Origin of the sequence: Streptomyces sp. NPDC092370, assembly GCF_044755265.1 — a bacterium.
GTDB lineage: Bacteria > Actinomycetota > Actinomycetes > Streptomycetales > Streptomycetaceae > Streptomyces.
Window position 1 is genome coordinate 125,245 of record NZ_JBIVQO010000007.1, and the last position, 23,857, is coordinate 149,101.

A 23,857-nucleotide genomic window follows, 5' to 3' on the forward strand; every position below is an offset into this window, starting at 1 on the left:
GCCGCCGTGATTCCCGGAGAGATCCTGTTCGCCGAGGACCCGATCGTCTACAACGAGGACGGCGAGGTCACCCGTCTCACCGTCCTCAACGCCGCAGACCGGCCCGTGCAGGTCGGCTCCCACTACCACTTCGCCGAGGCCAACCCGGGCCTGGAGTTCGACCGCTCCGCCGCGCGCGGCAAGCGGCTGAACGTCGCCGCCGGCACGGCCGTGCGCTTCGAGCCCGGGATCCCCGTCGACGTCGAACTCGTCCCGCTGGCCGGCGCCCGTGTGGTGCCCGGTCTGCGCGGGGAGACCGGAGGTGCCCTCGATGCCTGAGATCTCGCGCGCCGCGTACGCCGACCTGTTCGGACCGACGACCGGCGACCGGATCCGCCTCGCCGACACCGACCTGCTGGTCGAGATCGAGGAGGACCGTTCCGGCGGTCCCGGCCTCGCCGGTGACGAGGCGGTGTTCGGCGGCGGCAAGGTCATCCGCGAGTCCATGGGGCAGGCGCGTGCCACGCGGGCGGAAGGGACCCCCGACACCGTCATCACCGGCGCGGTGATCATCGACCACTGGGGGATCGTCAAGGCCGACGTCGGTGTCCGCGACGGCCGGATCACCGGCATCGGCAAGGCCGGCAACCCCGACACCATGGACGGCGTCCACCCGGACCTGGTCATCGGCCCCGAGACCGAGATCATCGCCGGCAACGGGCGGATCCTCACGGCGGGCGCGATCGACGCCCACGTCCACTTCATCTGCCCGCAGATCGCCGACGAGGCACTCTCCTGCGGCATCACGACCCTCGTCGGCGGCGGTACGGGGCCGGCCGAGGGCTCCAAGGCCACCACGGTGACGCCCGGCCCCTGGCATCTGGCACGGATGCTGGAGGCGATGGAGGCCCACCCGCTCAACATCGGGCTGCTCGGCAAGGGCAACACCGTCTCCCACGAGGCGATGCTGTCGCAGATCCGGGGCGGCGCGCTCGGCCTGAAGCTGCACGAGGACTGGGGCTCCACACCGGCCGTCATCGACGCCGCGCTGACCGTCGCCGAGCGGACGGGCATCCAGGTCGCCATCCACACGGACACGCTCAACGAGGCCGGGTTCGTCGGCGACACCCTCGCCGCCATCGCCGGACGGGGCATCCACGCGTACCACACCGAGGGCGCGGGCGGCGGTCACGCGCCGGACATCATGACCGTGGTCTCCGAGTCGTACGTGCTGCCCAGCTCCACGAACCCCACCCGGCCGTTCACCGTCAACACCGCCGAGGAACACCTCGACATGCTGATGGTGTGCCACCACCTCAACCCCGCGGTGCCGGAGGACCTGGCCTTCGCCGAGTCCAGGATCCGGCCCTCCACGATCGGGGCGGAGGACGTGCTGCACGACCTGGGTGCGATCTCGATCATCTCCTCCGACTCCCAGGCCATGGGGCGCGTCGGAGAGGTCGTCATGCGGACCTGGCAGACCGCGCACGTGATGAAGCGCCGGCGGGGCGCACTGCCCGGCGACGGACGGGCCGACAATCACCGAGTGCGTCGATATGTCGCCAAGTACACGATCAATCCCGCGCTCGCCCAGGGCCTGGCCCGCGAGATCGGGTCGGTGGAGAGCGGCAAGCTGGCCGATCTGGTCCTGTGGGAGCCCGCGTTCTTCGGCGTGAAGCCGCAGCTCGTCATCAAGGGCGGGCAGATCGCGTACGCGCAGATGGGCGACGCGAACGCCTCGATCCCCACGCCGCAGCCGATCCTGCCGCGCCCGATGTACGGGGCCATCGGGCGGGCTCCCGCCTCCAACTCCGTCAACTTCGTGGCCCCCTTGGCCGTGGAGGGCGGGCTGCCCGAACGGCTGGGGCTCGGGAAGCGCTTCGTGGCGATCGAGTCGACGCGTGGGGTCACCAAGGCCGACATGCGGGAGAACGACGCGCGGCCCGAGGTGCGGGTCGACCCCGACAGCTTCGCCGTGCACATCGACGGAGAGCTGGTCGAGGCGGCACCGGCGGCCGAACTGCCCATGGCTCAGCGGTACTTCCTGTTCTGAGGGTGGTCTGATGTCGCGAGCAGCGCTTCTCGTCCTGGCCGACGGGCGGTTTCCCGCCGGAGGGCATGCGCACTCCGGGGGTGCCGAGGCGGCGGTCAAGGCCCGGCGGATCAGCGGGGCGGCGAGCCTGGGCGAGTTCTGCCGTGGCCGGTTGCACACGGCGGGGCTGGTGGCGGCGGGGCTGTCCGCGGCCGCGGCGCTCGGGATCGATCCCGTCGCGCTGGACCGTGCCGCGGACGCGCGGACGCCCTCGCCCGCGCTGCGGACCGCCGCCCGGAAGCTGGGGCGGCAGCTGCTGCGGGCCGCGCGGGCGACCTGGCCGTCCACCGAGCTGGACGCGCTCGGGAGGGAGTTCCCCAAGGGCGCACACCAGCCGGTGGTGCTGGGGCTGGCCGCCCGGGCGGCGGGACTGGGACCGGTGGACGCGGCGTACTGCGCGGCGTACGAGAGCGTGAGCGGGCCCGCGTCGGCGACGGTGCGGCTGCTGAGTCTGGACCCGTTCGACGCGACGGGTGTCCTGGCCCGGCTGGCGCCGGAGGTCGACCGGGTCGTGGACCGGGCGGTGGAGGCGGCGCGCCGGGTCGTCGACGAGGGAGTCGACGCGTTGCCGGCCGGGTCCGCGCCGCTGCTGGAGATCGGGGCGGAGGCCCACGCGGGATGGTCCGCGCGGCTGTTCGCCTCCTAGACGGCCGCCGGGCCCTTCAAGCACCCACCGGCATCAGTCGGACACCAACGGAAGGAGTCGCTCCCATGCACCTCGACCACACCCACCAGGGCCCCGCCACCGTCAGCGCCGACGCCCTGCGCCGCGACGGCCGGCGCCGTGCCCTGCGCATCGGACTCGGCGGCCCCGTGGGTTCCGGGAAGACCGCCACCGTCGCCGCGCTCTGCCGGGCGCTGCGGGACGAGCTGTCGCTCGCCGTCGTCACCAACGACATCTACACGCGGGAGGACGCCGAGTTCCTGCTCCGTGAGGCCGTGCTGCCGCCCGAGCGGATCACCGCCGTGGAGACGGGAGCCTGCCCGCACACCGCGATCCGGGACGACATCTCCGCGAACCTGGAGGCGGTGGAGGACCTGGAGGACGCGGTCGGGCCGCTGGACCTGGTCCTCGTGGAGTCCGGCGGCGACAACCTCACCGCGACCTTCTCCAAGGGGCTCGTCGACGCGCAGATCTTCGTCATCGACGTGGCCGGGGGCGACGACATCCCGCGCAAGGGAGGGCCGGGCGTGACCACCGCCGATCTGCTCGTCGTCAACAAGACCGACCTCGCCCCGTACGTCGGCTCCGACCTGGCCCGGATGGCCGCCGACGCCAAGGCGCAGCGTGCCGAACTGCCGGTGGTCTTCCAGTCGTTGCGGAGCGAGGCCGGGGTGGCGGACGTCGCCGCGTGGGTGCGTGCGCGGCTCACCGCGTGGACGGCATGAGCGGGCCCGTCGGTGCCGGGGTGCGGTCCCTCGCGCGGATCGTCGCCCGTGACGACGGGCGGGGCGGAACCTCGCTGCCCGTGCTGGAGAGCGACGGGCCCCTGGCGCTGCGGCGCACCCGGGCCACCGGCTCCGAGGCGCGGGTCATGCTGGTCGGTGCGATGAGCGGACCGCTCGGCGGGGACCACTTCACCGTTCAGGCCCGGGTGGAAGAGGGAGCGCGGCTGTCCGTCGGATCGGCCGCCGCCACCATCGCGCTGCCCGGCCAGGCGAAGGGCGACGCCCGCTACGACGTCCGGATCGAGGTCGCCGACCAGGCCGAACTGCATTGGCTGCCTGCGCAGTTGATCTCCGCTCAGGGCAGCGACCTGTATGTGGCCACCCGCGTCGAGCTCGCCGCCACGGCCCGGCTCGTGCTGCGCGAGGAGCAGGTGCTCGGGCGGGTCGGAGAGGACCCCGGGCGTCTCACGAGCCGTCTGACCGTGCGGGTCGCCGGGCAGACGGTGCTCGACCAGGAGCTGGCCTGCGGCCCCGGCGCGCCCGGCGGCTGGGACGGGCCGGCCGTGCTGGCGGGGCATCGGGCGGTCGGGCAACTGGTCGTGGCGCGCCCGGAGTTCGCCGCCGAGCCGGTGACGGCCGGGATGCTGGGAGAGGCCGCCTCGGTCGTGCCGCTCGCCGGGCCTGCCGCGCTGGTGACGGCGGTGGCGCCGGACGCCCTGCGGCTGCGGCGGCTGCTCGACGAGAGCCTGGCGTCCCTCGCCCCTCGACCGTAGCCGTCCGTAGAGCAGGATCGGCTCTCCGTTTATCGGATTGGCAAAGAAGGGTGTCCGACCCTGTTGTCAGGGACCTCACAAACGAGAGGATCCCCCGTACTGATCGCAACGAGGTACGGGGAGGTCCCCCTTGAGGGGTTCGAGACCGAAGAGGCGGGTGGCGGCGCTCGGTTCGGCCGGCGCGCTCGTCACGGCCACGCTGATAGCCGGCGCCGTCGCGGCGCCCACCGCGAACGCGAGCGCGGGCAGCGGCCGCGGCCAGGACCGGGAGGCCCGCGGCACCGCGATCGCCGCCGCCCGGGCCGCGAAGGCCGGCATCGACTGGCAGGACTGCCCCGCCGACTGGAACCTGGCCAAGCCGATCCAGTGCGGGTACGTCACCGTGCCGCTCGACTACGCCAAGCCCTACGGCAAGCAGATCAAGCTCGCCGTCGACCGCATCGGCAACACGGGCACCAAGGCCGAGCGGCAGGGCGCGCTCATCTACAACCCCGGCGGTCCCGGTGGCTCCGGACTGCGCTTCCCGGCCCGGGTCACCAACAAGAACGCCGTATGGGCCAACGTGGCCAAGGCCTATGACTTCGTCGGCTTCGACCCGCGCGGCGTCGGCAAGTCCACGCCCATCTCCTGCGTCGACCCGCAGGAGTTCGTCAAGGCGCCCAAGGCCGACCCGGTGCCCGACTCCGAGGCCGACAAGCTCGCCCAGCGCAAGCTGGCCCGCGAGTACGCCGAGGGCTGTCAGGAGCGCAGCGGCGCGATGCTGCCCCACATGACCACGCCGAACACCGCGCGCGACCTCGACGTCATCCGCGCCGCGCTCGGCGAGAAGAAGCTCAACTTCCTCGGCGTCTCCTACGGGACCTACCTGGGCGCCGTCTACGGCACCCTCTTCCCGGGCCACGTGCGCCGGATGGTCGTCGACAGCGTCGTCAACCCGTCCCGGGACAAGATCTGGTACCAGGCCAACCTGGACCAGGACGTCGCGTTCGAGGAGCGTTGGAAGGACTGGCAGGACTGGGTCGCCCGGAACGACGCGACCTACCACCTCGGCACCACCCGTGCCGCCGTCCAGGCGAAGTGGCTTCAGCTGCGCGCCACCGCGAAGAAGAACCCGATCGGCGGGGTCGTCGGCCCGGCCGAGCTCATCTCCTTCTTCCAGAGCGCTCCGTACTACGACTCCTCCTGGGCGCCGGTCGCGTCGGTCTTCAGCAAGTACGTCGCCGGCGACACCCAGGCACTCGTCGACGCCGCCGCGCCCGACCTGTCCGACACGGCGGGCAACGCGGCCTCGGAGAACGGCAACGCCGTCTACACGGCCGTGGAGTGCGCCGACGCCAAGTGGCCCACCAGCTGGCGCACCTGGGACCGGGACAACACCCGGCTGCACCGCGACCACCCCTTCATGACCTGGGCCAACGCCTGGATGAACCTGCCGTGCGCCACGTGGCCGGCCAAGCAGCAGACGCCGGTGAACGTCAAGACCGGCAAGGGCCTGCCCGGCGTGCTCATCGTCCAGTCCGAGCGTGACGCGGCCACCCCCCACGAGGGCGCCGTGGAGCTGCACAAGCGGTTCAAGGGCTCCCACCTGATCACGGAGAAGGACGCGGGCTCCCACGGCGTCACCGGCCTGGTCAACCCGTGCATCAACCCCCGGGTGGACAGTTACCTGCTCACCGGCAAGCTGGACGGCGCCGACGTGACCTGCGCGCCGCACGCCACGCCGAAGCCGTAGCCGCATCCGTGCGGTGGTGAGGGGCGGCCGGGACACCGGCCGCCCCTTTCTCATGTCTGCCGTGCCGCGAACCAGGCGTCCTCGGCCACGTAGTCGAAGAGGTCCGGGTAGGCGCGGGCGAGGGTGGGGAACGCCTCCCGCCAGTCGTTCTCGGACAGCCGGCGGACGAGCCACTCGATCGTCTCCGGCAGGCTGTCCGGGTAGCGGACGACCGGCCGGTAGCCCAGCTCCCGTTCCGCGGCGGACATGTCGCACACCACCGGCAGCTCCCCCGACCACGGTGAGCCGCCCACGGACGCCTGCGCCGGCCCGTCCAGCAGGACCGTCTCCGTGTCCACTCCCATGACCGCGTCCACAGCCGCCCCGATCTCCACCACGGTCGGCGGCCGCGGATCGCAGGCGTTGAGGACCCGCGAGCCCGGCCGGGCCGCCGCCAGCCGGATCAGTTCGGCGACGTTGCGCGCGGCCGAGGTGTGGAAGAGGCTCCCGCCCCGGAAGGCGAGCACCCTCCTGTGCCGGCCGTCGAGGTTCCGCTTGACGAAGTACAGCTCCCGCGGGAGCGGGCTGCACGGTCCGTGGACCGCCCCCGGGCGCAGCACGGTCGTGGGCAACCGGTCGCCGGCCGACAGGAGTTCACGCTCCAGGGCCACCTTGCGGGTGCTGTACGTGGCGTCCCCCGGCGGGACTGTGACCTGGTCCTCCGCGATCGGTACGGGGTACCGCGGGACGCCGTCCGGTTCACTCATGGTGTCGAAGCCGCGGCCCTTGCCGTCTTCGTACACCGACACGCTCGACACCACCACGGCCGAGCCGATCCGGTCGGCCCGGTTCGTCAACTGCCGTGCGTGCCGGGCCCCGTAGGCGACGATGTCGACCACGAGGTCGCAGCCGTCGCCGATCAGCGCGTCGAGCGCCGCGTCGTCCTCGCGGTCCAGGCGTCGTGTCCGCACCTCGCCGGGCCGGCTCTCGTCCCGGCCGCCGCCGCGCGAGGCGGCCGTCACCTGCCAGCCGTCCCGCGCCAGCGCCCTCACCGCCGGCTTCCCGATCTGCCCGCCCGCCCCGATCACCACCGCACGTCTCATGCCGCGACCGTAGGTCGCCGCAGGCCGGCCGGGAACCGGTCTCTGCCGACAGCAGAGCTCAACGCAGCGGCATGCGCCGGAACCTGCGCTCCTTGGTGGCGGCCTCCTCGGCCTTCACCACGGCCGCGTACCGATCGACGTACTCCTGCTCGGACAGGGAGAGGATCGCGTACATGATCTCGTCGGTGATGGCGCGCAGAACGGCCTTCTCGTTCTCCATGCCCGCGTAGCGGGAGAAGTCCAGGGGCTCGCCGAAGCGGATCACGACGGGATGGATGTTGGGGATGACCTTGCCGGGCGGCTGGGCCTCGAAGGTGCCGATCATGGCGCAGGGGATCACCGGGACACCGGCCTTCAGCGCCATCACCGCCACCCCGACCTTGCCCTTGTAGAGGCGGCCGTCGTGCGAGCGGGTGCCCTCGGGGTAGATGCCGAGCAGCTCGTCCTTGCTCAGCACGCCGAGGCCCTCGCGGATCGCCGCCTGGCCCGCGTCCTTGCCGGAGCGGTCGACCGGGATCTGGCCCGCGCTGCGGAAGAAGAAGGCCGTCAGGCGGCCCTTGACGCCCGGACCCGTGAAGTACTCGGCCTTCGCGAGGAAGGTGATGCGGCGCTTGAGGATCGCGGGCATCAGGAAGTGGTCCGAGAACGACAGGTGGTTGCCGGCGATGATGGCGGCGCCCTCCGCGGGAACATGCTCCAGGCCCTCGATCCGAGGCCGGAAGACCAGTCTCAGCAGCGGGCCCAGCAGCACGTATTTCAGCAGGTAGTAGAACAAAGCGGGCGCTCCTCGACTCTCGCGGTGGACTCAACCGCCGCGTTCCAGCAGGTCAACCGGCATGTCGTGGGGTGCCAGTGTAGGTGCAGGCGTGGCCACCGGGCCCTCGTGCGCCCGGACCGCACAGATCCTTCGCCAATTGACTGATGGTCAGTCAGGAAGGGGCGTACGGTGGTGCTCGTGCGGCTGGGGAGGACCACGGGACCAGCGTGCTGCGCCGCCCGGGTGACGGGCAAGCCGAACGGGGGGCGTGGCGCGATGGCGGGGGAGCGTGGCGGGCCTGCGGCTCTTGCGGGCGGGCAGCCGTTGTGGGCCGGTGGCCCGCGCCGCCCCGGCGAGTAACCTGCCAGACATGCGGATCTCTGTTTCCTCGGACATGGACGAACCCGTCGCCCGTTCCCTCGTGGCCGCCCTACGCGAACGGGGGCACGAGGTGCGCCCGCACGGCGCGCTGCGCGCGGGGGACGACCCGCAGTGGGCGGTGTGCTCCGAGGCCGCGGCCCGCGAGGTCGCCGACGGCACGGCCGACCAGGCGGTGGTCTGCTGCTGGACCGGCACGGGTGCCTCGATCGCCGCCAACAAGGTGCCCGGCGTGCGGGCCGCCCTGTGCACGGACGCCTACACGGCCGACGGGGCACGCCGCTGGAACGACGCCAACGTGCTCGCGCTCAGTCTGCGGCTGACCTCGCAGCCGCTGCTGACGGAGATCCTCGACGCGTGGTTCGCCGGCGAGCCCAGCGCGGACGTCGAGGACCGGCAGAACATCGACCGTGTCCGGCTGCTGGACCACGGCAAGACCCGCCTGTAGATCACAGACGCACGATGATCAGCGCGGTGTCGTCGGTGGCGCCGCCGGGCGGCAGCAGCTCCGACAGGACGGTGTCCGCGAGGGTCTCGGGATCCTGGTGCCGATGGTCGCGCAGGGCGCCCGCGAGCCGGTCCAGGCCCGTGTCGATGTCCTCGCGCCGCCGTTCGATCAGGCCGTCGGTGTAGAGCACCAGCGTCGCGCCCGGCGAGAACGTGGTCTCGGCCTGGGGCCTGCGGATCGGGTCCGGGCGGGCGTCGAGCGGCGTGTCCGTGGCCTGATCCAGAAACTCCGTGCGGCCGTCGGCGTGGACGAGCACGGGCGGGGGATGACCGGCGCTGCTGTATGTGATGACATGGCGGTCGCAGTCGATGAAGGTCGTCACGGCGGTCGCCGACTCGGCCCCGTCGATCACATGGGCGTAGCGCCCCAGGACGTCCAGGGCCTGGGCCGGTCCCGCTGCGACCCGGGAGGCCGCGCTGAGGGCACTGCGCAACTGGCCCATCACACCGGCCGCCGCCAGCCCGTGCCCGACCACGTCGCCCACGGACACACCGATGCGGTCGCCGCCCACCAGATCGACCAGGTCGTACCAGTCCCCGCACACGTTGAGCGCGCCCACGGCGGGCCGGTACCGGACGGCGGCCCGGTGGTGGCCGACCTGACGGGGGGCGGGCAGCATCGCCCCCTGCAAGGCCAGTGCCACCTCGCGCTCCCGGGAGTGGGCCTGGCGCAGCCGCTCGTTGAGCTCCTGCAGCTCCCGGGCGCGGGTGTACAGCTCGGCCTCCAGCACCCGCGCCCGGCCGCCCCCGTTCCCCGGAGCGCCGCCCCGGGCCCGGATCAGTTCCGTGACCTCCTCCACCCGGTGCAGGATCAGCGCGACCTTGCCGTCCGAGCCGAGCAGCGGCGCGTTCACCGGGCTCCAGTAACGCTTCTGCCACTCGCCGGGCCGCTGGGGATCCTCGACGTCGTAGCGCTGCAGGGCCATGGTGTCGCGTTCCCCCGTGGCCAGGACGCGGTACAGCGATGCCTCAAGGTTGCGCATGCCCGACGCGGCCGGGTCGGTCGGGTTGTCCGGGAAGACGTCGAACAGGTACTTGCCGATCAGCTGCTCCCTTGAGCGGCCGGAGACGCGGACGAACTCCTCGTTGACGTCCGCGTAGACCAGGTCGGGTGTCAGGAGCGCCACCATGCCGGGCAGGGCCTTGAACACTGCCCCGTAGTCGATCGCCGTGTCCGCCATGGCTGCCGCCTCACCGCCGCCGGGATCACACCAGTTTCGCATGGTACGGAGGATCCTCAAGCGGCTTCATCCCGGGAAGTCCGTCAGGGACTGCTCGGCCCAGATGATCTTCCCTTCGGGGACGAACCGCGTGCCCCACCGCTGCGTGAGCTGGGAGACCAGCAGCAGCCCGCGCCCACCCTCGTCCGTCGTACGGGGATGACGCAGATGGGGCGCGGTGGCGCCGCCGTCGAGAACCTCGCACATCAGGGCGCGCTCCCGGATCAGCCGCAGCCGGATGGTCCCGGTGGCGTACCGGATGGCGTTGGTGACCAGCTCGCTCACCACCAGCTCCGTGGTGAAGGCCAGCTCGTCCAGGCCCCAGTGCGCGAGCTGCCGGGTGGCCGTGCGGCGGGCGTCGGCGACCACGGCCGGGTCCGAGGGCAGCTCCCAGGCCGCGACCTGCTCGGCGCCGAGACGTTTCGTCCGGGCCATCAGCAGCGCCACGTCGTCGTACGGGCGGGCCGGGACCAGCGCGTCGACCACGGCCCTGCAGTACGACTCGAGCGGACCCGCCCGCTCCAGCGCCCGGCGCAGCCGCTCCCGGCCCGCGTCGACGGCCCAGGTCTCGCCCCGGGCCAGCAGCCCGTCGGTGTGCAACGCGAGCGTGCTGCCCTCCGCGAGGGACAGCGCGACCGCCTCGAAGGGCGGGCCGCCCACACCGAGCGGCGGCCCCTGCGGCAGATCGACGAACACGACCGAGCCGTCGGGCAGCACCACGGCCGGTGCGGGGTGCCCCGCCGTGGCCATCGCGCACCCGCCGTCGACCGGGTCGTAGACGACGTACAGGCATCCGGAGCCCACGCACTGCGTGCCCGCGGCGCCGACCGTGCCCGGCTCGGCACCCTCCTCCCGCGCCGACCGCGCCACGAGGTCGTCGAGATGCGCCAGCACCTCCTCGGGCGGCAGATCCAGAGCCGCAAGCGTCCGTACGGCGGTCCGCAGCTGTCCCATGGCCGCCGCGGCGTCGATGCCGTGCCCGGGCACCTCGCCCACGACCAGCGCGACACGCGCCCCGGACAGCGGGATGAGGTCGTACCAGTCGCCGCCGAGTCCGGTCAGCTCGTCAGCCGGCCGGTAGCACGCGGCGACCTCGACGGCGTCCTGCTCGGGCAGCCGGTGGGGGAGCAGACTGCGCTGCAGGACGAGCGCGGCGTCCCGCTCCCGGGTGTAGCGGCGGGCGTTGTCCACGCAGACGGCCGCGCGGGCGACGACGTCCTCGGCCAGCCGCAGGTCCTCCTCGTCGAAGGGCTCCCGCTGGTGGCGCCGGTAGAAGGTCGTGATGCCCAGCGTCGTGCCGCGCGAGCGGATCGGCACGGCCATCACGCTGTGCAGACCCAGCTCCCCGAACGTGGCCCTGCGGCCGCTCGGGGTGTCCGTGGTCCAGTCCCGGATCAGCGGGTCGAGCCGCTCCTCACGCCAGGACCGCCCCGTGGCCAGACAACGGAAGGGCGGCGTCCCGGCCCGGAAGGCGACCACCTCGCCGATCGCGATGACGGCCTCCCTGAGGTCGTCCTGCGCGGACCGGTATCCGGCGCGGCGCAGCTCCACCGGCTCCTGCGACTCCGCGAGCGGTCCCGGGGCCGGTTCGGCCCCCCGCAGCACCGACTCCAGCAGGTCCACGGTGACGAAGTCGGCCAGCCCCGGCGCGGCCACGTCCGCCAGCTCCTGGGCGGTGCGTGTGAGGTCCAGGCTGCGGCCGATGCTCTGGCCGGCCCGGTCGAGCAGCGCCAGCCGTTGCCGCGCGCGGTGCCGCTCGGTCATGTCGACGACCGTGTAGTACACGCCGATCGGATGGCCCCGGTCGTCCTCGAGCCGGGTGAACGACAGCATGTGCGCCGTCTCGCGCAACGGTGCCGAGCGCACGTGACCCACGTGCTCGTAACCGATCACCGCCTCACCCGTCTCCAGCACGTGCCGCATCTGCGCCTCGACCGCCTGGGCGTTCATGCCCGGCTGGACGCCCGCGAAGCGCAGACCGAGCCGTCGCGCCGCCGGTCCGCCGCCGAACTGCTCCAGGGCGGCGTTCGACCACACGAAGCGCAGGTCCGTGTCCACGATCGCGATCCCGACGGGAGCGCCCGCCGTCATCTGTTCCAGGACCGTGCGGCTCATGTCCCAGCCGGGGGCGTCGCCCAGCTCCGACAGGAGCATCAGCCAGCGCGACCCGCCGTGCGTCTCCTCGGCCGAGGCGATCCGGGCCACGACCTTCACCGGCTGCCCGTCCCTGCGGCAGGCCGTCAGCAGCCCCGTCCAGCAGCCGTCCGCGCGGCACCGCTCGACCAGGTCCGGCACGCGCTGCGCGTCCTCGGCGACCAGTAGGTCGGCCAGTTTCCTGCCGACCGCCTCGGAGGCCGGATACGCCAACAGCCGCCGGGCACCGCTGGTCCAGCCCGTCACCACGCCCTGCGGATCGAGCAACAGGGGCGCCGCGTCGGCCACGTCGAACCGCTGCCGGGCAACGCCGTACTCCTCGTCTGCGCCCACGGCCGACCTCTCTGTCGCTGAGAGTGGTCTACCACCTCTTGCCTCAATCTTCACCCTTCCGGCGACGGCGGGCGGCCTGGGCGGGGCCGGTGGGGTAAGGACGATCCGGCTCGCGGCCCCGCGTGACCTCGACAGACAGGGGAGACGACAGGCCACGAGCAGGCCGGCCTCGCCCGCCGCGTCCGTCCCGCGCGATCCGGTCCGCGCCCGGTGCCCCTGCGGCCCCGCCGCGCCGGGCCGGGGGGCGTCGGCAGGGCGGCGGTCGTCTGCCGCAGCGGCGGGAGGGTGGTGGCGCCGGTTTCGTGGACACCGGTCGTCCGGCCTCTGCGGGGCGCGCTGCGTCGGGCGTTGGCAGCGTGGGCGGTTGTCTGCCTCAGGGGCGGGAGGGTGGTGGCGCCCTGAGCCGTCGGCGCCGGGTCTGTGCGGCCCGGGGATGTGCCCGAGACCCTGCGGCGTCGGCGCACCGGCTTGGTGGCGCCGGGTCTGTGCGGCTGGGGGTGTGCCCGAGGCTCCTTCGGGTCGCGCCGGATCGGCGAGCGTCGGCAGGGTGGTGACTGTCCGCGGCGGCAGGGCGGTGTCGCGGCAGGGGTGGGTACTGAGTCTGTGCGGCTCGGGTTGTGCCTGGCCCCCACCGGGGGTGGCGCACCCGGGTGGTGGTGCCGGGTCTGTGCGGCCCGCGATGTGTCCGAGATCCTGCGGCGTCGGCGCACCGGCTTGGTGACGCCGGGTCTGTGCGGCTGGGAGTGTGTCCGAGGCTCCTTCGGGTCGCGCCGGGTCGGCGAGCGTCGGCAGGGTGGTGACTGTCCGCGGCGGCAGGGCGGTGTCGCGGCAGGGGTGGGTACTGAGTCTGTGCGGCTCGGGTTGTGCCTGGCCCCCCACTGGGGGTGGCGCACCGGGGTGGTGGTGCCGGGTCTGTGCGGCCCGCGATGTGTCCGAGATCCTGCGGCGTCGGCGCACCGGCTTGGTGGCGCCGGGTCTGTGCGCCTGGGGGTGTGCTCGAGGACCCTGCGGCGTCGGGGCATCGGGTCGAGTGGCGCCGGGCTGCGCGGCCCGGGCCGCGCCCGGTGCCCCGACGGGGCGCGTCGGAGCGGGGCGGCGACAGCCGGACGGTTGTTGCGCAGGCACCGGCGCCTGCGCGGTCCGTCCGCTCGGCGTCGCCGACGCCCTGTGGAAGGCCCTCCGCCGGCGTATCCGCTCATGCCCGCCCCGCAGACCCTGGGGGGAGCGGCTGGCCGCGCCGCTCCTCCCAGGTGGCGGTCCGGCCGCTTACCCCAGTGCCTTCTCCAGCGCCGCGAGCGCCCCCCGCAGCTCCTCGGCCGTGATGGTGAGCGGCGGGGCCAGGCGGATCGTCGAGCCGTGGGTGTCCTTCGCCAGGATTCCCTCCCGCATGAGCCGCTCGCTGATCTCGCGGCCCGTGCCGAGCGCGGGGTCGACGTCCACGCCCGCCCACAACCCGCGCGAGCGGAAGCCGACCACGCCCTTGCCGACCAGCCCCGTCAGACCGTCGCGCAGGATCACGCCCAGCTCGGCCGCCCGGCGCTGGAACTCACCCGTCTCCAGAAGTTCCACCACCGCCGTACCGACCGCCGCCGCCAGGGGATTGCCGCCGAACGTCGAGCCGTGCTCCCCGGGATGCAGCACTCCGAGCACCTCCCGGTGCCCGACCACCGCCGACACCGGCACGATGCCGCCACCCAGCGCCTTGCCCAGCAGCAGCACGTCCGGTACCACCGGCTCGTGCTCGACCGCCATGGTGCGGCCCGTGCGGCCGAGCCCGGACTGGATCTCGTCCGCGATGAACAGACAGCCCTTGCGGCGGGTCAGCTCCCGCACCCCCGCGAGGTAACCGTCGTCGGGGATGATCACCCCCGCCTCGCCCTGGATGGGCTCGATCAGCACCGCAGCCGTCGTCTCGTCGACCGCCGCCTCCATCGCGGCCAGGTCGTTGTACGGCACCACCCGGAAGCCGGGTGTGAACGGCCCGAAGCCCGCCCGGGCCGTCTCGTCCGTGGAGAAGCTGACGATCGTCGTCGTACGCCCGTGGAAGTTGTCCGCCGCGACCACGATCGTCGCCCGGTCGGCCGGTACGCCCTTCACGTCATAGGCCCACTTGCGGGCCACCTTCACCCCGCTCTCCACCGCCTCCGCGCCGGTGTTCATGGGCAGCACCATGTCCATGCCGGTCAGCGCGGCGAGCCGTTCCGCGAACTCGGCGAGCCGGTCGTTGTGGAAGGCGCGCGAGGTGAGCGTCAGCCGGTCGAGCTGGCGATGGGCCGCCTCGATCAGCGCCGGGTGCCGGTGGCCGAAGTTGAGCGCCGAGTAGCCGGCCAGCATGTCCAGGTAGCGTCGGCCCTCGACATCCTCCACCCAGGTGCCCTCGGCGCGGGCCACGACGACGGGCAGCGGATGGTAGTTGTGTGCGAGGACCGGCTCCTCGGCGCGGATCAGCTCCTCGGAGCCCCGCGTCCCCTGCGAGCCGTGGATGCGGACGGGTGCGGTCATGAGCGGATCTCCCGGATCTCCTGGGTGCAGCACTTGATGCCGCCACCGGCCTTCTGGAACTCGGACAGGTCGACGGGGACGGGGACGTAACCACGGCCGGCCAACTGCTCGGCCAGTCCCGCCGCCCCAGGTGAGATGAACACATGGCGCCCGTCGGAGACGGAGTTGAGCCCGAACGCCATGGCGTCCTCGCGGGTGGCGAGCACCGCGTCCGGGTACAGCCGGGCCAGCACCTCGCGGCTGCCGGGCGAGAACGCCTCGGGGTAGTAGACGATATTGCCGTCGTGCCCCTCGTCGAGGACGAACAGGGCCGTGTCCAGGTGGTAGAAGTACGGGTCCACCAGCGTCAGGCTGATCACCGGCGTCCCGAAGTACTCCTGCACCTCGCTGTGGGCCTCCCGGGTCGTACGGAAGCCCGTCCCGGCCAGGATCCAGCGGCCGGCCGGCACCAGGTCGCCCTCGCCCTCGCAGACCGACTCGGGGTGATAGACCTCGTAGCCCTCCGCCTTGAACCACGCCTCGTACGGCACGGACTCGGGACGGCGCTCGGGCGCGTGGAAGAGGGAGCCGAAGACGCGGCCGTCGACCACGACCGCCGCGTTGGCGGCGAAGACCATGTCGGGCAGACCGGGAACGGGTTTCACAGTGTCCACGGTATGGCCGTGGGCACGGTAGGCGTCGACCAGCGCCTGCCACTGGTCCAGGGCGCGGATGACGTCGACGGGTTCGTCGGGGTGCATCCACGGGTTGATCGCGTACTGCACGGCGAAATGTCTGGGCTCGCAGACGAGGTAGCGCCGCCGGCGCGGCACACGGGAGTCGGGCACAGAGGGGTCCCTCCGCTTCCTTACGGTGTGTGACGGGGTGTTGACCCAACGGTAGGAACTGGTGGAGGTGCCCGACAAGAAACAATGGTTGCGTGTTCGCGCAGGAACGCTGCGTCTTCCGCCCGCTCAGCGCACGTCTGATGCGCCGCCCCGGCTCTCTTCGGGCGCCGGATGGCTGGCTCCCGCCTCCGGGCTCTCGGGGAGCAGATGGGACAGCACCATCACACTGATCGTCTTCCGGATGAACGGCTCCTGCCGGATCCGCTCCAGCACCTCCTCGAAGTGCTCCACGTCCCGCGCCCGCACATGGAGCAGCGCGTCCGCGCCACCGGTCACGGTCATCCCCGCGGTGATCTCCGGGTAGTCACGCACGACCTCGGCCAGCCGCCGCGGCGGGGCGGCACCCTCGCAGTACACCTCGACGTAGGCCTCCGTGCGCCAGCCCAGCGCCGACGGCTTCACCGTGGCCGTGAACCCGGTGATCACGCCCGTCTCACGCAGCCGGTCGACCCGCCGCTTGACCGCCGTGGCCGACAGGCCGATCGCCGTGCCGATCTCGGCGAACGACGTCCTGGCGTTCGCCATCAACGCCGTGATGATCTTCCGGTCGAGTTCGTCGAACGGCGAGGACGACCTGCTGTTCATGCGGGCACTGTATCCACGTGTCCGGACAGCGGGATTCACCCCTACACTCCGGGTTCATGCTGCGCGCCCTGGCTGTCGACGACGAACGCCCCTCCCTCGAGGAGCTGCTCTACCTCCTGCGGGCCGACCCCCGCATCGGCAGCGCGGAGGGCGCCGGCGACGCCACCGAGGCGCTGCGCCGCATGAACCGCGCCCTGGAGTCCGGCCCGGGCGGGCCGGAGGCCATCGACGTCGTCTTCCTCGACATCCAGATGCCCGGCCTCGACGGCCTCGACCTCGCCCGGCTGCTCACCGGCTTCGCCCGGCCGCCGCTCGTCGTGTTCGTCACCGCCCACGAGGACTTCGCCGTGCAGGCCTTCGACCTCAAAGCCGTGGACTACGTCCTCAAACCGGTCCGCAAGGAGCGGCTCGCCGAGGCCGTCCGCCGGGCCGCGGAGCTACGCGGCGCCGCCCCGCGCATCCCCGTGCACGAACCCGATCCGGACCACATACCCGTCGAACTCGGCGGCGTGACCCGTTTCGTCGCCGTCGACGACATCACCCACGTCGAGGCCCAGGGCGACTACGCCCGCCTGCACACCGACAAGGGCAGCCACCTGGTGCGCATCCCGCTGTCCACCCTGGAGGAGCGCTGGCGCACCCGCGGCTTCGTCCGCATCCACCGCCGCCACCTCGTCGCCCTGCGCCACATCGGCGAACTCCGCCTCGACGCGGGTACCGTCAGCGTCCTCGTCGGCTCCGAGGAACTCCAGGTCAGCCGCCGCCACACGCGTGAACTGCGCGACCTGCTCATGAGGAGGCCGTGACGGTGCCCCAGGACCACACCGAACGCCGCGTCGTCGTCACCGGCCCGCCCCGGCAGACCGGCCGAGCGGCCTCCGGCTACTACCGCCCGCGCACCGAGATCGACGAGCAGACCACCCTCGGCCACACCTACGTCCGCTCCCTGATGCGCACCCAACTGCGCGCCGCACTGACCGTCTTCGCCGTCCTCGGCCTGCTCGTCGGCCCGCTGCCCCTGCTTTTCGCGGCGATGCCCGACGCCCGCCGCCTGGAATGGGCCGTCCTCGGCTTCGGCCTCTACGCCCCCCTCGTCCTGCTCGCCCGCTGGTACGTCCGCCGCGCCGAGCGCAACGAACGCGACTTCGTACGCCTCGTCGAAGACCGCTGAACCACCGATGAACTCCAGCTACGCGATCCCCGCCGTCGCCCTCGTCGTCGTCGCGACCGTCCTCGTCGGCGCCTTCGGCCTGCGCATCTCCCGCACCACCTCCGACTTCTACGTCGCCTCACGCACCGTCGGCCCGCGCCTCAACGCCGCCGCCATCAGCGGGGAGTACCTCTCGGCCGCCTCCTTCCTGGGCATAGCGGGCCTGGTCCTGGTCCAGGGCCCCGACATGCTCTGGTACCCGGTCGGCTACACCGCCGGCTATCTGGTCCTGCTGCTGTTCGTCGCCGCCCCGCTGCGCCGCTCCGGCGCCTACACCCTCCCCGACTTCGCCGAGGCCCGCCTCGCCTCCCAGGCCGTGCGGCGGCTGGCCGGTGCCTTCGTCGTCGGCGTCGGCTGGCTGTACCTGCTGCCCCAGCTCCAGGGCGCCGGACTGACCCTGACCGTGCTGACCGGGGCACCCGACTGGCTCGGCGCAGTGATCGTCGCCGTCGTCGTCACCGCCATCGTCGCCGCCGGAGGCATGCGCAGCATCACCTTCGTGCAGGCCTTCCAGTACTGGCTGAAGCTCACCGCCCTGCTCGTCCCCGCCCTCTTCCTGGTCCTCACCTGGCAGAGCGACGGCGCCCCCCGGCACGCCTTCGACGAACCGGCCACCTTCCGCGAGCAGCGCGCCGTCCTCGTCGAGGACGGCATCGACCTGAAGCTGGACCGCCCCCTGCCGGTCACCGTGACCGGCACCGTCGACGGCCGGACGCACACCGACGCCCGCCTCACACTCCCGGCGGGCACCCACCACATCGAACGCGGCACCCGCCTCACCTTCGCCGCGGGCGCCCCCGTCCCCCGGGCCGGGCGCAGCGGTGGCGGCGACCTGTCCCCGTCACAGGCCGAGAGCCGCCAGGAACGCCCGCTCTACGCCACGTACGGGCTGATCCTCGCCACGTTCCTCGGCACCATGGGCCTGCCGCACGTCGTGGTCCGCTTCTACACCAGCCCGCACGGCGTCGCCGCCCGCCGCACCACCGTCGCGGTCCTCGGCCTGATCGGCGCCTTCTACCTCCTGCCACCCCTCTACGGAGCCCTCGGCCGCCTCTACGCACCCGAACTCACCCTCACCGGCGACCCGGACGCGGCCGTCCTCCTGCTGCCCGACCGGATGATCGGGGGAGTGGGCGGCGACCTGCTGGGGGCGCTGGTCGCCGGGGGCGCCTTCGCCGCGTTCCTGTCCACGGCCTCGGGGCTGACCATGGCGGTCGCCGGCGTCCTCACCCAGGACGTCCTGCCGTCGCGGGGTGTGCGGCACTTCCGGCTCGGGACGGTCCTCGCCATGGCCGTGCCCCTGGCGGCGAGCGTCCTGGTCGGCGGGCTGCCGGTCGCCGACGCCGTCGGGCTCGCCTTCGCCGTGTCGGCGTCGTCGTTCTGCCCGCTGCTCGTGCTCGGCATCTGGTGGCGGCGGCTGACCCCGCCCGGCGCCGCCGCCGGGATGCTGGTCGGCGGCGGCTCCGCGCTGCTCGCCGTCGCCGCGACCATGGCGGGCTACCCGGGCCAGGGCGCCGCACTGCACGCGCTGCTCGCCTGGCCCGCGCTGTGGTCGGTGCCGCTGAGCTTCCTCACCATGATCCTGGTGTCCCTGGCCACCCCTGGCCGGGTCCCGCCCGGCACCGGGGCGGTCCTCGCCCGGTTCCATCTGCCCGAGGAACTGCGCACGGAGGTGCCGGCATGAGCGGCTTCCTGGCGGGCCTGTGCGTCGCGGTGCTCCCGGTGCTCGCCCTGGGGGTCTGGCTCGGCCGGCGCACCGCCCGGGCCAAGAGCCTCGCCGGCCTCGGCACACCTGTCGAGCACGCCACCTTCGAGACCCTGCACACCGCCTCCCTCGCCGCGCCCCCGCTGCGGGCCGGCCTGACCGAGGAGACCGCCCGCAAGTCCGCCCGCAAACTGCGCTCGCTGCTCGGCACGGACGCCCTCTGCCTCACCGACCGCGAGCAGGTCCTGGTCTGGGACGGCGACGGCGCCCACCACCGCACCGAGATCATGGAACGCCTCGCCGGTTCCCTGGAGACCGGCCGCGGTGAGGCCTTCCGGCTCACCTGCGACAGCCTCGACTGCTCGGTGCGCTGGGCGGTCGTCGCCCCGCTGACCGTCGACGACCGGGTGCACGGCGCTCTCGTCGCCTGTGCGCCGCGCGAGTCGGCCGTACTGGTGCGGGCCGCCGGCGAGGTCGCCCGCTGGGTCTCGGTCCAGCTGGAACTGGCCGATCTCGACCAGTCCCGCACCCGTCTCATCGAGGCGGAGATCAAGGCGCTGCGGGCTCAGATCTCCCCGCACTTCATCTTCAACTCGCTCGCGGTGATCGCCTCGTTCGTCCGCACCGACCCCGAGCGCGCCCGCGAGCTGCTCCTGGAGTTCGCCGACTTCACCCGCTACTCGTTCCGCCGGCACGGCGACTTCACCACCCTCGCCGAGGAACTCCACGCCATCGACCACTACCTGGCGCTCGTGCGGGCACGCTTCGGCGACCGCCTCTCCGTGACCCTCCAGATAGCGCCGGAGGTGCTGCCGGTGACCCTGCCGTTCCTGTGCCTGCAGCCGCTCGTGGAGAACGCCGTCAAGCACGGCCTGGAGGGCAAGGCCGTGTCCTCGGGCAGGTGCCACATCCAGATCACCGCCCAGGACGCGGGCGCCGAGGCGCTCGTCGTCATCGAGGACGACGGCGCCGGCATGGACCCCGGCCTGCTCCGCCGCATCCTCGCCCGCGAGGTCAGCCCTTCGGGCGGCATCGGCCTCTCCAACGTCGACGACCGGCTCCGCCAGGTCTACGGCGACGACTACGGCCTCGTCATCGAGACCGCCGCGGGCGCGGGCATGAAGATCACGGTCCGGCTCCCGAAATACCAGCCGGGTGTGCACTCGGCGGGCCGGCTGACCCGGGAGTGAGCCGTCAGGTGCTGCGCGCGGTGACCACCAGTCCCAAGGTGATCAGGCCCAGGACGACCCAGCCGAACCACAGCCATCCGTTGCTCCCGAGCGCCACCGTGTAGGCCGTCACCACGACCAGCCCGCCCACGGTGATCACCCCCATGGTCTTGGTCGAGTTGGAACCGTTCGTGGAACCGGGCATCGCAACACCCTCCTCATGGTTCGGTTCCTCCATGGTGCCTGGCGGACGCCCGGCGCGCACGGCCCGTACCCGAGTCGCGTTCAGCGCCCCTGCGTGTGAAGCGAGGCCAGATAGGCGTTGTAGGCCTCCAGTTCTTTGTCCCCGTCGCGGTCGGCGGCCCGGTCCGTGCGCCTGGCCTGTCGCTGGTCCGAGGCGTACCACTGGAACAGCAGGGCGACCAGCACCAGCACGGACGGGATCTCGCTGAACGCCCAGGCGATGCCGCCCGCCGCGTTCTGATCGGAGAGCGCCTCGATGCCGAGCGAGGCGGGCGGGTTCTTGAACGTCTCGACCATCGGCGCGGACGCCATCATCAGCGCGATCCCGAAGAACGCGTGGAACGGCATGCCGGCGAACAGCTCCAGCATCCGCATCAGGTAGCCCGGGCGGTGCGGGCCCGGGTCCACGCCCATGATCGGCCAGAAGAACACCAGGCCCACGGCGAGGAAGTGCAGCATCATCGCGATGTGCCCCGCCTTGGAACCCATCAGGGTGTCGAAGAGGGGCGTGAAGTACAGCCCGTACAGGCTCGCGATGAACAGCGGGATCGTGAAGGCCGGATGCGTGATGATCCGCATGTACCGGCTGTGCAGGAACATCAGCAGCAGCTCACGCGGCCCCTTGCGGCCCCGCCCCGCGGTGGGCAGCGCCCGCAGCGCCAGTGTGATCGGCGCCCCGAGCAGGATGAGGATGGGCGACACCATGCTGATGACCATGTGCTGCACCATGTGCACGCTGAACATGACCATGCCGTAGTCGTTCAGCTGGGTGCACATCATGAGCATGATGCTCAGCACGCCCAGGACGTAGGCGACCGTCCGCCCCACGGGCCATCTGTCCCCGCGCCGGACGAGCCGCACGACACCCCACCCGTACAGGGCCAGCCCGGCCAGGCAGGCGACGAGGAAGAACGGGTCCGCCGACCACTCCAGCCCTCGTCCCAGCGTGAACGGCGGCAGATCCATGGTCATGCCGTGCCCGCTGTGATCCATTCCGCCGGCTCCTGTTTCGTGGGGGTGTGCAGCAATCTGTCCGCCCCAAGACTAGAACCGCCCCCGGGCGCCATGGCGACCGGGGGCGGTACGACATCTCAGGGGGGCGGGGCTGTGTTCAATAGGCGGCTCCGCGACGTGGGCGCGGCAAGCCACGAACCACCCGCACCCGGCCGACTACGGCACCCTCAGAGAACGGTCTCGGCCTCGTCGTACCGATCCTCCGGCACCGTCTTCAGTGTCTTGACGGCCTCGGCCAGCGACACCATCACGATGTCGGTCCCGCGCAGCGCGGTCATCTGCCCGAACTCACCCCGGTGCACCGCCTCCACCGCATGCCACCCGAACCGCGTGGCCAGCACCCGGTCGTAGGCGGTCGGCGTACCGCCCCGCTGCACGTGTCCGAGGATCACCGGGCGGGCTTCCTTCCCGAGGCGCCCCTCCAGCTCCACGGACAGCTGCCGGGCGATCCCTGCGAACCGCTCGTGCCCGTAGATGTCCTTGCCGCCCTCGTCGAACTCCATGCTCCCGGCCCGGGGCTTCGCCCCCTCCGCCGCCACGACGATCGCGAACCGCTTGCCCGCCTCGAACCGCTCGCCGACCCGCCTGGTCAGTTCCTCTATGTCGAAGGGCCGCTCGGGCACGACGATGGCGTGAGCACCGGCCGCCATGCCTGAGTGCAGCGCGATCCAGCCGGTGTGCCGGCCCATGACCTCGACCACCAGGACCCGCTGGTGGGACTCGGCGGTGGTCTTGAGCCGGTCCAGGGCCTCGGTCGCCACGCCCACGGCTGTGTCGAAGCCGAACGTGACGTCCGTGACCGCGATGTCGTTGTCGATGGTCTTCGGCACACCCACGACGGGCAGCCCGCTGTCCGACATCAGCCGCGCGGCCTTGAGCGTGCCCTCGCCGCCGATCGGGATGATCGCGTCGAGGCCGAGCTCCTCGACATGGCCCTTGGCCCGCTCCACACCGTCCCGCAGATGGGAGGGCTGGACCCGGGAGGACCCGAGAATCGTGCCGCCGCGGGCGAGGATGCCGCCCACCGCGTCGAGGTCGAGCTTGAGGTAGTCGCACTCCAGGAGACCCTTCCAGCCGTCCCGGAAGCCGATGACCTCGTCGCCGTGGTCGACGACGGCACGGTGCACGACGGACCGGATGACGGCGTTCAGGCCGGGGCAGTCGCCGCCGGACGTGAGGACACCAATGCGCATAGCCCGAATACCTTCTCCACGTGGGCCGGGTCCGGACCACGTTGTCCGGCTCGAATCCCCGCCACCCTAGCGGCACCGAGGGCCCGGACCGAAGCACGCGTCCGCCTGCTGGACGACCCCGCTCACCTGTGCGGATACACCGTCAGACGGGCTGTTGACCAGCAGGTTGACGCGTCCTTCGGACACGCTGCGGCGCAGCGCTCACGCAGGCTGTTGAGCAGCGGCGATGCGCTCGTTGCGGAGTGCCTCGTACCAGCGGTCGTCGGTCGGGGGCAGCGCGTTGACGTCGAGGGCCAGCTTCAGCAGCAGGTCCGCGATCAGCGGGTTGCGCGCGAGCACCGGGCCGTGCATGTACGTGCCGAAGACGGTGTCGTTGTACGCGCCCTCCGTGCCGTCGCCCGTGCCGTTGCCGTTGCCGAAGCGCACCTGGGCGAGGGGGCGGGCGGTGGGGCCGAGGTGGGTGACACCCTGGTGGTTCTCGAAGCCGGTCAGCGGGGGCAGGCCGAGCCGCGCGTCGACGTCGCCCAGCACGTCACCGACGCAGCGGGCGCCCTCGCCGCGCGTCGACACCACGTCCAGCAGCCCGAGGCCGGGCTCGCGCTGGCCGAGGTCGTTGATGAACTCGTGGCCCAGGATCTGGTAGCCGGCGCACACGGAGAACACGATGGCGCCGTTCTCCACGGCCCGGGTCAGCCCGCCGTCCCGGCGCAGCCGCTCGGCGGCGAGCCGCTGCGGACGGTCCTCACCGCCGCCGATCAGGTAGATGTCACCGGAGGTCGGGATCGGCTGGTCGCTGCGCACGTCCAGCCGGGCCACGTCCAGGCCACGCTGCTGCGCCCGGCGTTCGACGACGAGGACGTTGCCCTGGTCGCCGTAGGTGCTGAGCAGGTCGGGATAGATCCAGACGATGCGCAGTTGGTTGTCGCTCACAAAAGTCCCCTGACGTCTCGTGC

Annotated in this window: 22 protein-coding genes; 11 read left to right on the forward strand and 11 right to left on the reverse strand. The window is 72.4% G+C overall.

All coding sequences use genetic code 11. The features are described from left to right. Positions 1 to 6: 6 nt before the first annotated feature. From ACIQHQ_RS22005 to ACIQHQ_RS22030, 6 genes are all read left to right on the forward strand, one after another. A complete protein-coding gene (locus ACIQHQ_RS22005) occupies positions 7 to 318 on the forward strand; it encodes an urease subunit beta (RefSeq protein WP_402613789.1) in 312 nt (103 codons plus the stop codon). After that, positions 311 to 2,032, forward strand: a complete 1,722-nt coding sequence (locus ACIQHQ_RS22010; protein WP_402613792.1) for an urease subunit alpha — start codon at positions 311 to 313, stop codon at positions 2,030 to 2,032. Before ACIQHQ_RS22005 ends, ACIQHQ_RS22010 begins: the two co-directional genes overlap by 8 nt. Before the next feature lie 10 nt (positions 2,033 to 2,042). Then, positions 2,043 to 2,717 (forward strand): urease accessory protein UreF, encoded by a 675-nt coding sequence (locus ACIQHQ_RS22015; protein ID WP_402613794.1) that lies wholly within the window; start codon positions 2,043 to 2,045, stop codon positions 2,715 to 2,717. Between the two features lie 65 nt (positions 2,718 to 2,782). Then, the gene (gene ureG, locus ACIQHQ_RS22020) at positions 2,783 to 3,460 is read left to right on the forward strand and encodes an urease accessory protein UreG (protein ID WP_402613797.1); all 678 of its coding nucleotides are present in this window, start codon (positions 2,783 to 2,785) and stop codon (positions 3,458 to 3,460) included. Beyond that, the gene (locus ACIQHQ_RS22025; RefSeq protein ID WP_402613800.1) at positions 3,457 to 4,233 is read left to right on the forward strand and encodes an urease accessory protein UreD; all 777 of its coding nucleotides are present in this window, start codon (positions 3,457 to 3,459) and stop codon (positions 4,231 to 4,233) included. Before ureG ends, ACIQHQ_RS22025 begins: the two co-directional genes overlap by 4 nt. Positions 4,234 to 4,363: 130 nt before the next feature. Further along, positions 4,364 to 5,965, forward strand: a complete 1,602-nt coding sequence (locus ACIQHQ_RS22030; protein WP_402613803.1) for an alpha/beta hydrolase — start codon at positions 4,364 to 4,366, stop codon at positions 5,963 to 5,965. 50 nt (positions 5,966 to 6,015) lie between these two features. On the opposite strand, the gene ACIQHQ_RS22035 is transcribed toward ACIQHQ_RS22030, so the two are convergent. Together ACIQHQ_RS22035 and ACIQHQ_RS22040 are read right to left on the reverse strand one after the other, a co-directional pair. Beyond that, on the reverse strand, positions 6,016 to 7,047 hold the full coding sequence (locus ACIQHQ_RS22035; protein ID WP_402613806.1) for an NAD-dependent epimerase/dehydratase family protein: 1,032 nt from the start codon (positions 7,045 to 7,047) through the stop codon (positions 6,016 to 6,018). 58 nt (positions 7,048 to 7,105) lie between these two features. Beyond that, a complete protein-coding gene (locus ACIQHQ_RS22040) occupies positions 7,106 to 7,822 on the reverse strand; it encodes a lysophospholipid acyltransferase family protein (RefSeq protein WP_402613810.1) in 717 nt (238 codons plus the stop codon). A gap of 352 nt (positions 7,823 to 8,174) precedes the next feature. Between ACIQHQ_RS22040 and ACIQHQ_RS22045 the strand changes: the two genes are divergently transcribed. Then, on the forward strand, positions 8,175 to 8,630 hold the full coding sequence (locus ACIQHQ_RS22045) for an RpiB/LacA/LacB family sugar-phosphate isomerase (RefSeq protein ID WP_402613813.1): 456 nt from the start codon (positions 8,175 to 8,177) through the stop codon (positions 8,628 to 8,630). A 1-nt stretch (position 8,631) separates the two neighbouring features. Here the strand turns inward: ACIQHQ_RS22045 and ACIQHQ_RS22050 are convergent, their stop codons facing one another. The 5 genes from ACIQHQ_RS22050 to ACIQHQ_RS22070 all read right to left on the reverse strand — a co-directional run bounded on the left by ACIQHQ_RS22050 (position 8,632) and on the right by ACIQHQ_RS22070 (position 16,370). Further along, positions 8,632 to 9,870: a PP2C family protein-serine/threonine phosphatase gene (locus ACIQHQ_RS22050; RefSeq protein ID WP_402614509.1), complete on the reverse strand. Its 1,239-nt coding sequence runs from the start codon at positions 9,868 to 9,870 to the stop codon at positions 8,632 to 8,634. A gap of 66 nt (positions 9,871 to 9,936) precedes the next feature. Beyond that, on the reverse strand, positions 9,937 to 12,396 hold the full coding sequence (locus ACIQHQ_RS22055) for a SpoIIE family protein phosphatase (RefSeq protein ID WP_402613816.1): 2,460 nt from the start codon (positions 12,394 to 12,396) through the stop codon (positions 9,937 to 9,939). Positions 12,397 to 13,662: 1,266 nt separating this feature from the next. Continuing rightward, positions 13,663 to 14,898: an ornithine--oxo-acid transaminase gene (gene rocD / locus ACIQHQ_RS22060; protein ID WP_402613819.1), complete on the reverse strand. Its 1,236-nt coding sequence runs from the start codon at positions 14,896 to 14,898 to the stop codon at positions 13,663 to 13,665. Further along, positions 14,895 to 15,725 carry a dimethylargininase gene (gene ddaH, locus ACIQHQ_RS22065; RefSeq protein WP_402613822.1) on the reverse strand — a complete coding sequence of 277 codons (831 nt, stop codon included), beginning with the start codon at positions 15,723 to 15,725 and terminating at the stop codon, positions 14,895 to 14,897. Before ddaH ends, rocD begins: the two co-directional genes overlap by 4 nt. 126 nt (positions 15,726 to 15,851) lie before the next feature. Next, the gene (locus ACIQHQ_RS22070) at positions 15,852 to 16,370 is read right to left on the reverse strand and encodes an Lrp/AsnC family transcriptional regulator (RefSeq protein ID WP_402613824.1); all 519 of its coding nucleotides are present in this window, start codon (positions 16,368 to 16,370) and stop codon (positions 15,852 to 15,854) included. Positions 16,371 to 16,426: 56 nt separating this feature from the next. Between ACIQHQ_RS22070 and ACIQHQ_RS22075 the strand changes: the two genes are divergently transcribed. From ACIQHQ_RS22075 to ACIQHQ_RS22090, 4 genes are read left to right on the forward strand one after another with little or no spacing between them, the layout of a single operon-like run. Further along, on the forward strand, positions 16,427 to 17,176 hold the full coding sequence (locus ACIQHQ_RS22075; RefSeq protein ID WP_390986220.1) for a LytTR family transcriptional regulator DNA-binding domain-containing protein: 750 nt from the start codon (positions 16,427 to 16,429) through the stop codon (positions 17,174 to 17,176). 2 nt (positions 17,177 to 17,178) lie between these two features. Further along, positions 17,179 to 17,541 carry a hypothetical protein gene (locus ACIQHQ_RS22080; RefSeq protein ID WP_283971011.1) on the forward strand — a complete coding sequence of 121 codons (363 nt, stop codon included), beginning with the start codon at positions 17,179 to 17,181 and terminating at the stop codon, positions 17,539 to 17,541. A 7-nt stretch (positions 17,542 to 17,548) separates the two neighbouring features. After that, on the forward strand, positions 17,549 to 19,264 hold the full coding sequence (locus ACIQHQ_RS22085) for a cation acetate symporter (protein WP_402613828.1): 1,716 nt from the start codon (positions 17,549 to 17,551) through the stop codon (positions 19,262 to 19,264). Continuing rightward, positions 19,261 to 20,475, forward strand: coding sequence for a sensor histidine kinase (locus ACIQHQ_RS22090; RefSeq protein ID WP_402613830.1), 1,215 nt, complete (start codon positions 19,261 to 19,263; stop codon positions 20,473 to 20,475). Before ACIQHQ_RS22085 ends, ACIQHQ_RS22090 begins: the two co-directional genes overlap by 4 nt. A 4-nt stretch (positions 20,476 to 20,479) precedes the next feature. On the opposite strand, the gene ACIQHQ_RS22095 is transcribed toward ACIQHQ_RS22090, so the two are convergent. From ACIQHQ_RS22095 to ACIQHQ_RS22110, 4 genes are all read right to left on the reverse strand, one after another. Further along, the gene (locus tag ACIQHQ_RS22095; RefSeq protein WP_402613833.1) at positions 20,480 to 20,659 is read right to left on the reverse strand and encodes a hypothetical protein; all 180 of its coding nucleotides are present in this window, start codon (positions 20,657 to 20,659) and stop codon (positions 20,480 to 20,482) included. Positions 20,660 to 20,739: 80 nt separating this feature from the next. After that, a complete protein-coding gene (locus tag ACIQHQ_RS22100; RefSeq protein WP_402613836.1) occupies positions 20,740 to 21,690 on the reverse strand; it encodes a cytochrome c oxidase assembly protein in 951 nt (316 codons plus the stop codon). 188 nt (positions 21,691 to 21,878) lie between these two features. Then, positions 21,879 to 22,904 (reverse strand): ATP-dependent 6-phosphofructokinase, encoded by a 1,026-nt coding sequence (locus ACIQHQ_RS22105; protein WP_390986209.1) that lies wholly within the window; start codon positions 22,902 to 22,904, stop codon positions 21,879 to 21,881. A 201-nt stretch (positions 22,905 to 23,105) separates the two neighbouring features. After that, complete coding sequence (locus ACIQHQ_RS22110; protein ID WP_402613839.1) at positions 23,106 to 23,834, reverse strand: type 1 glutamine amidotransferase; 729 nt, start codon at positions 23,832 to 23,834, stop codon at positions 23,106 to 23,108. Positions 23,835 to 23,857 lie beyond the last annotated feature (23 nt).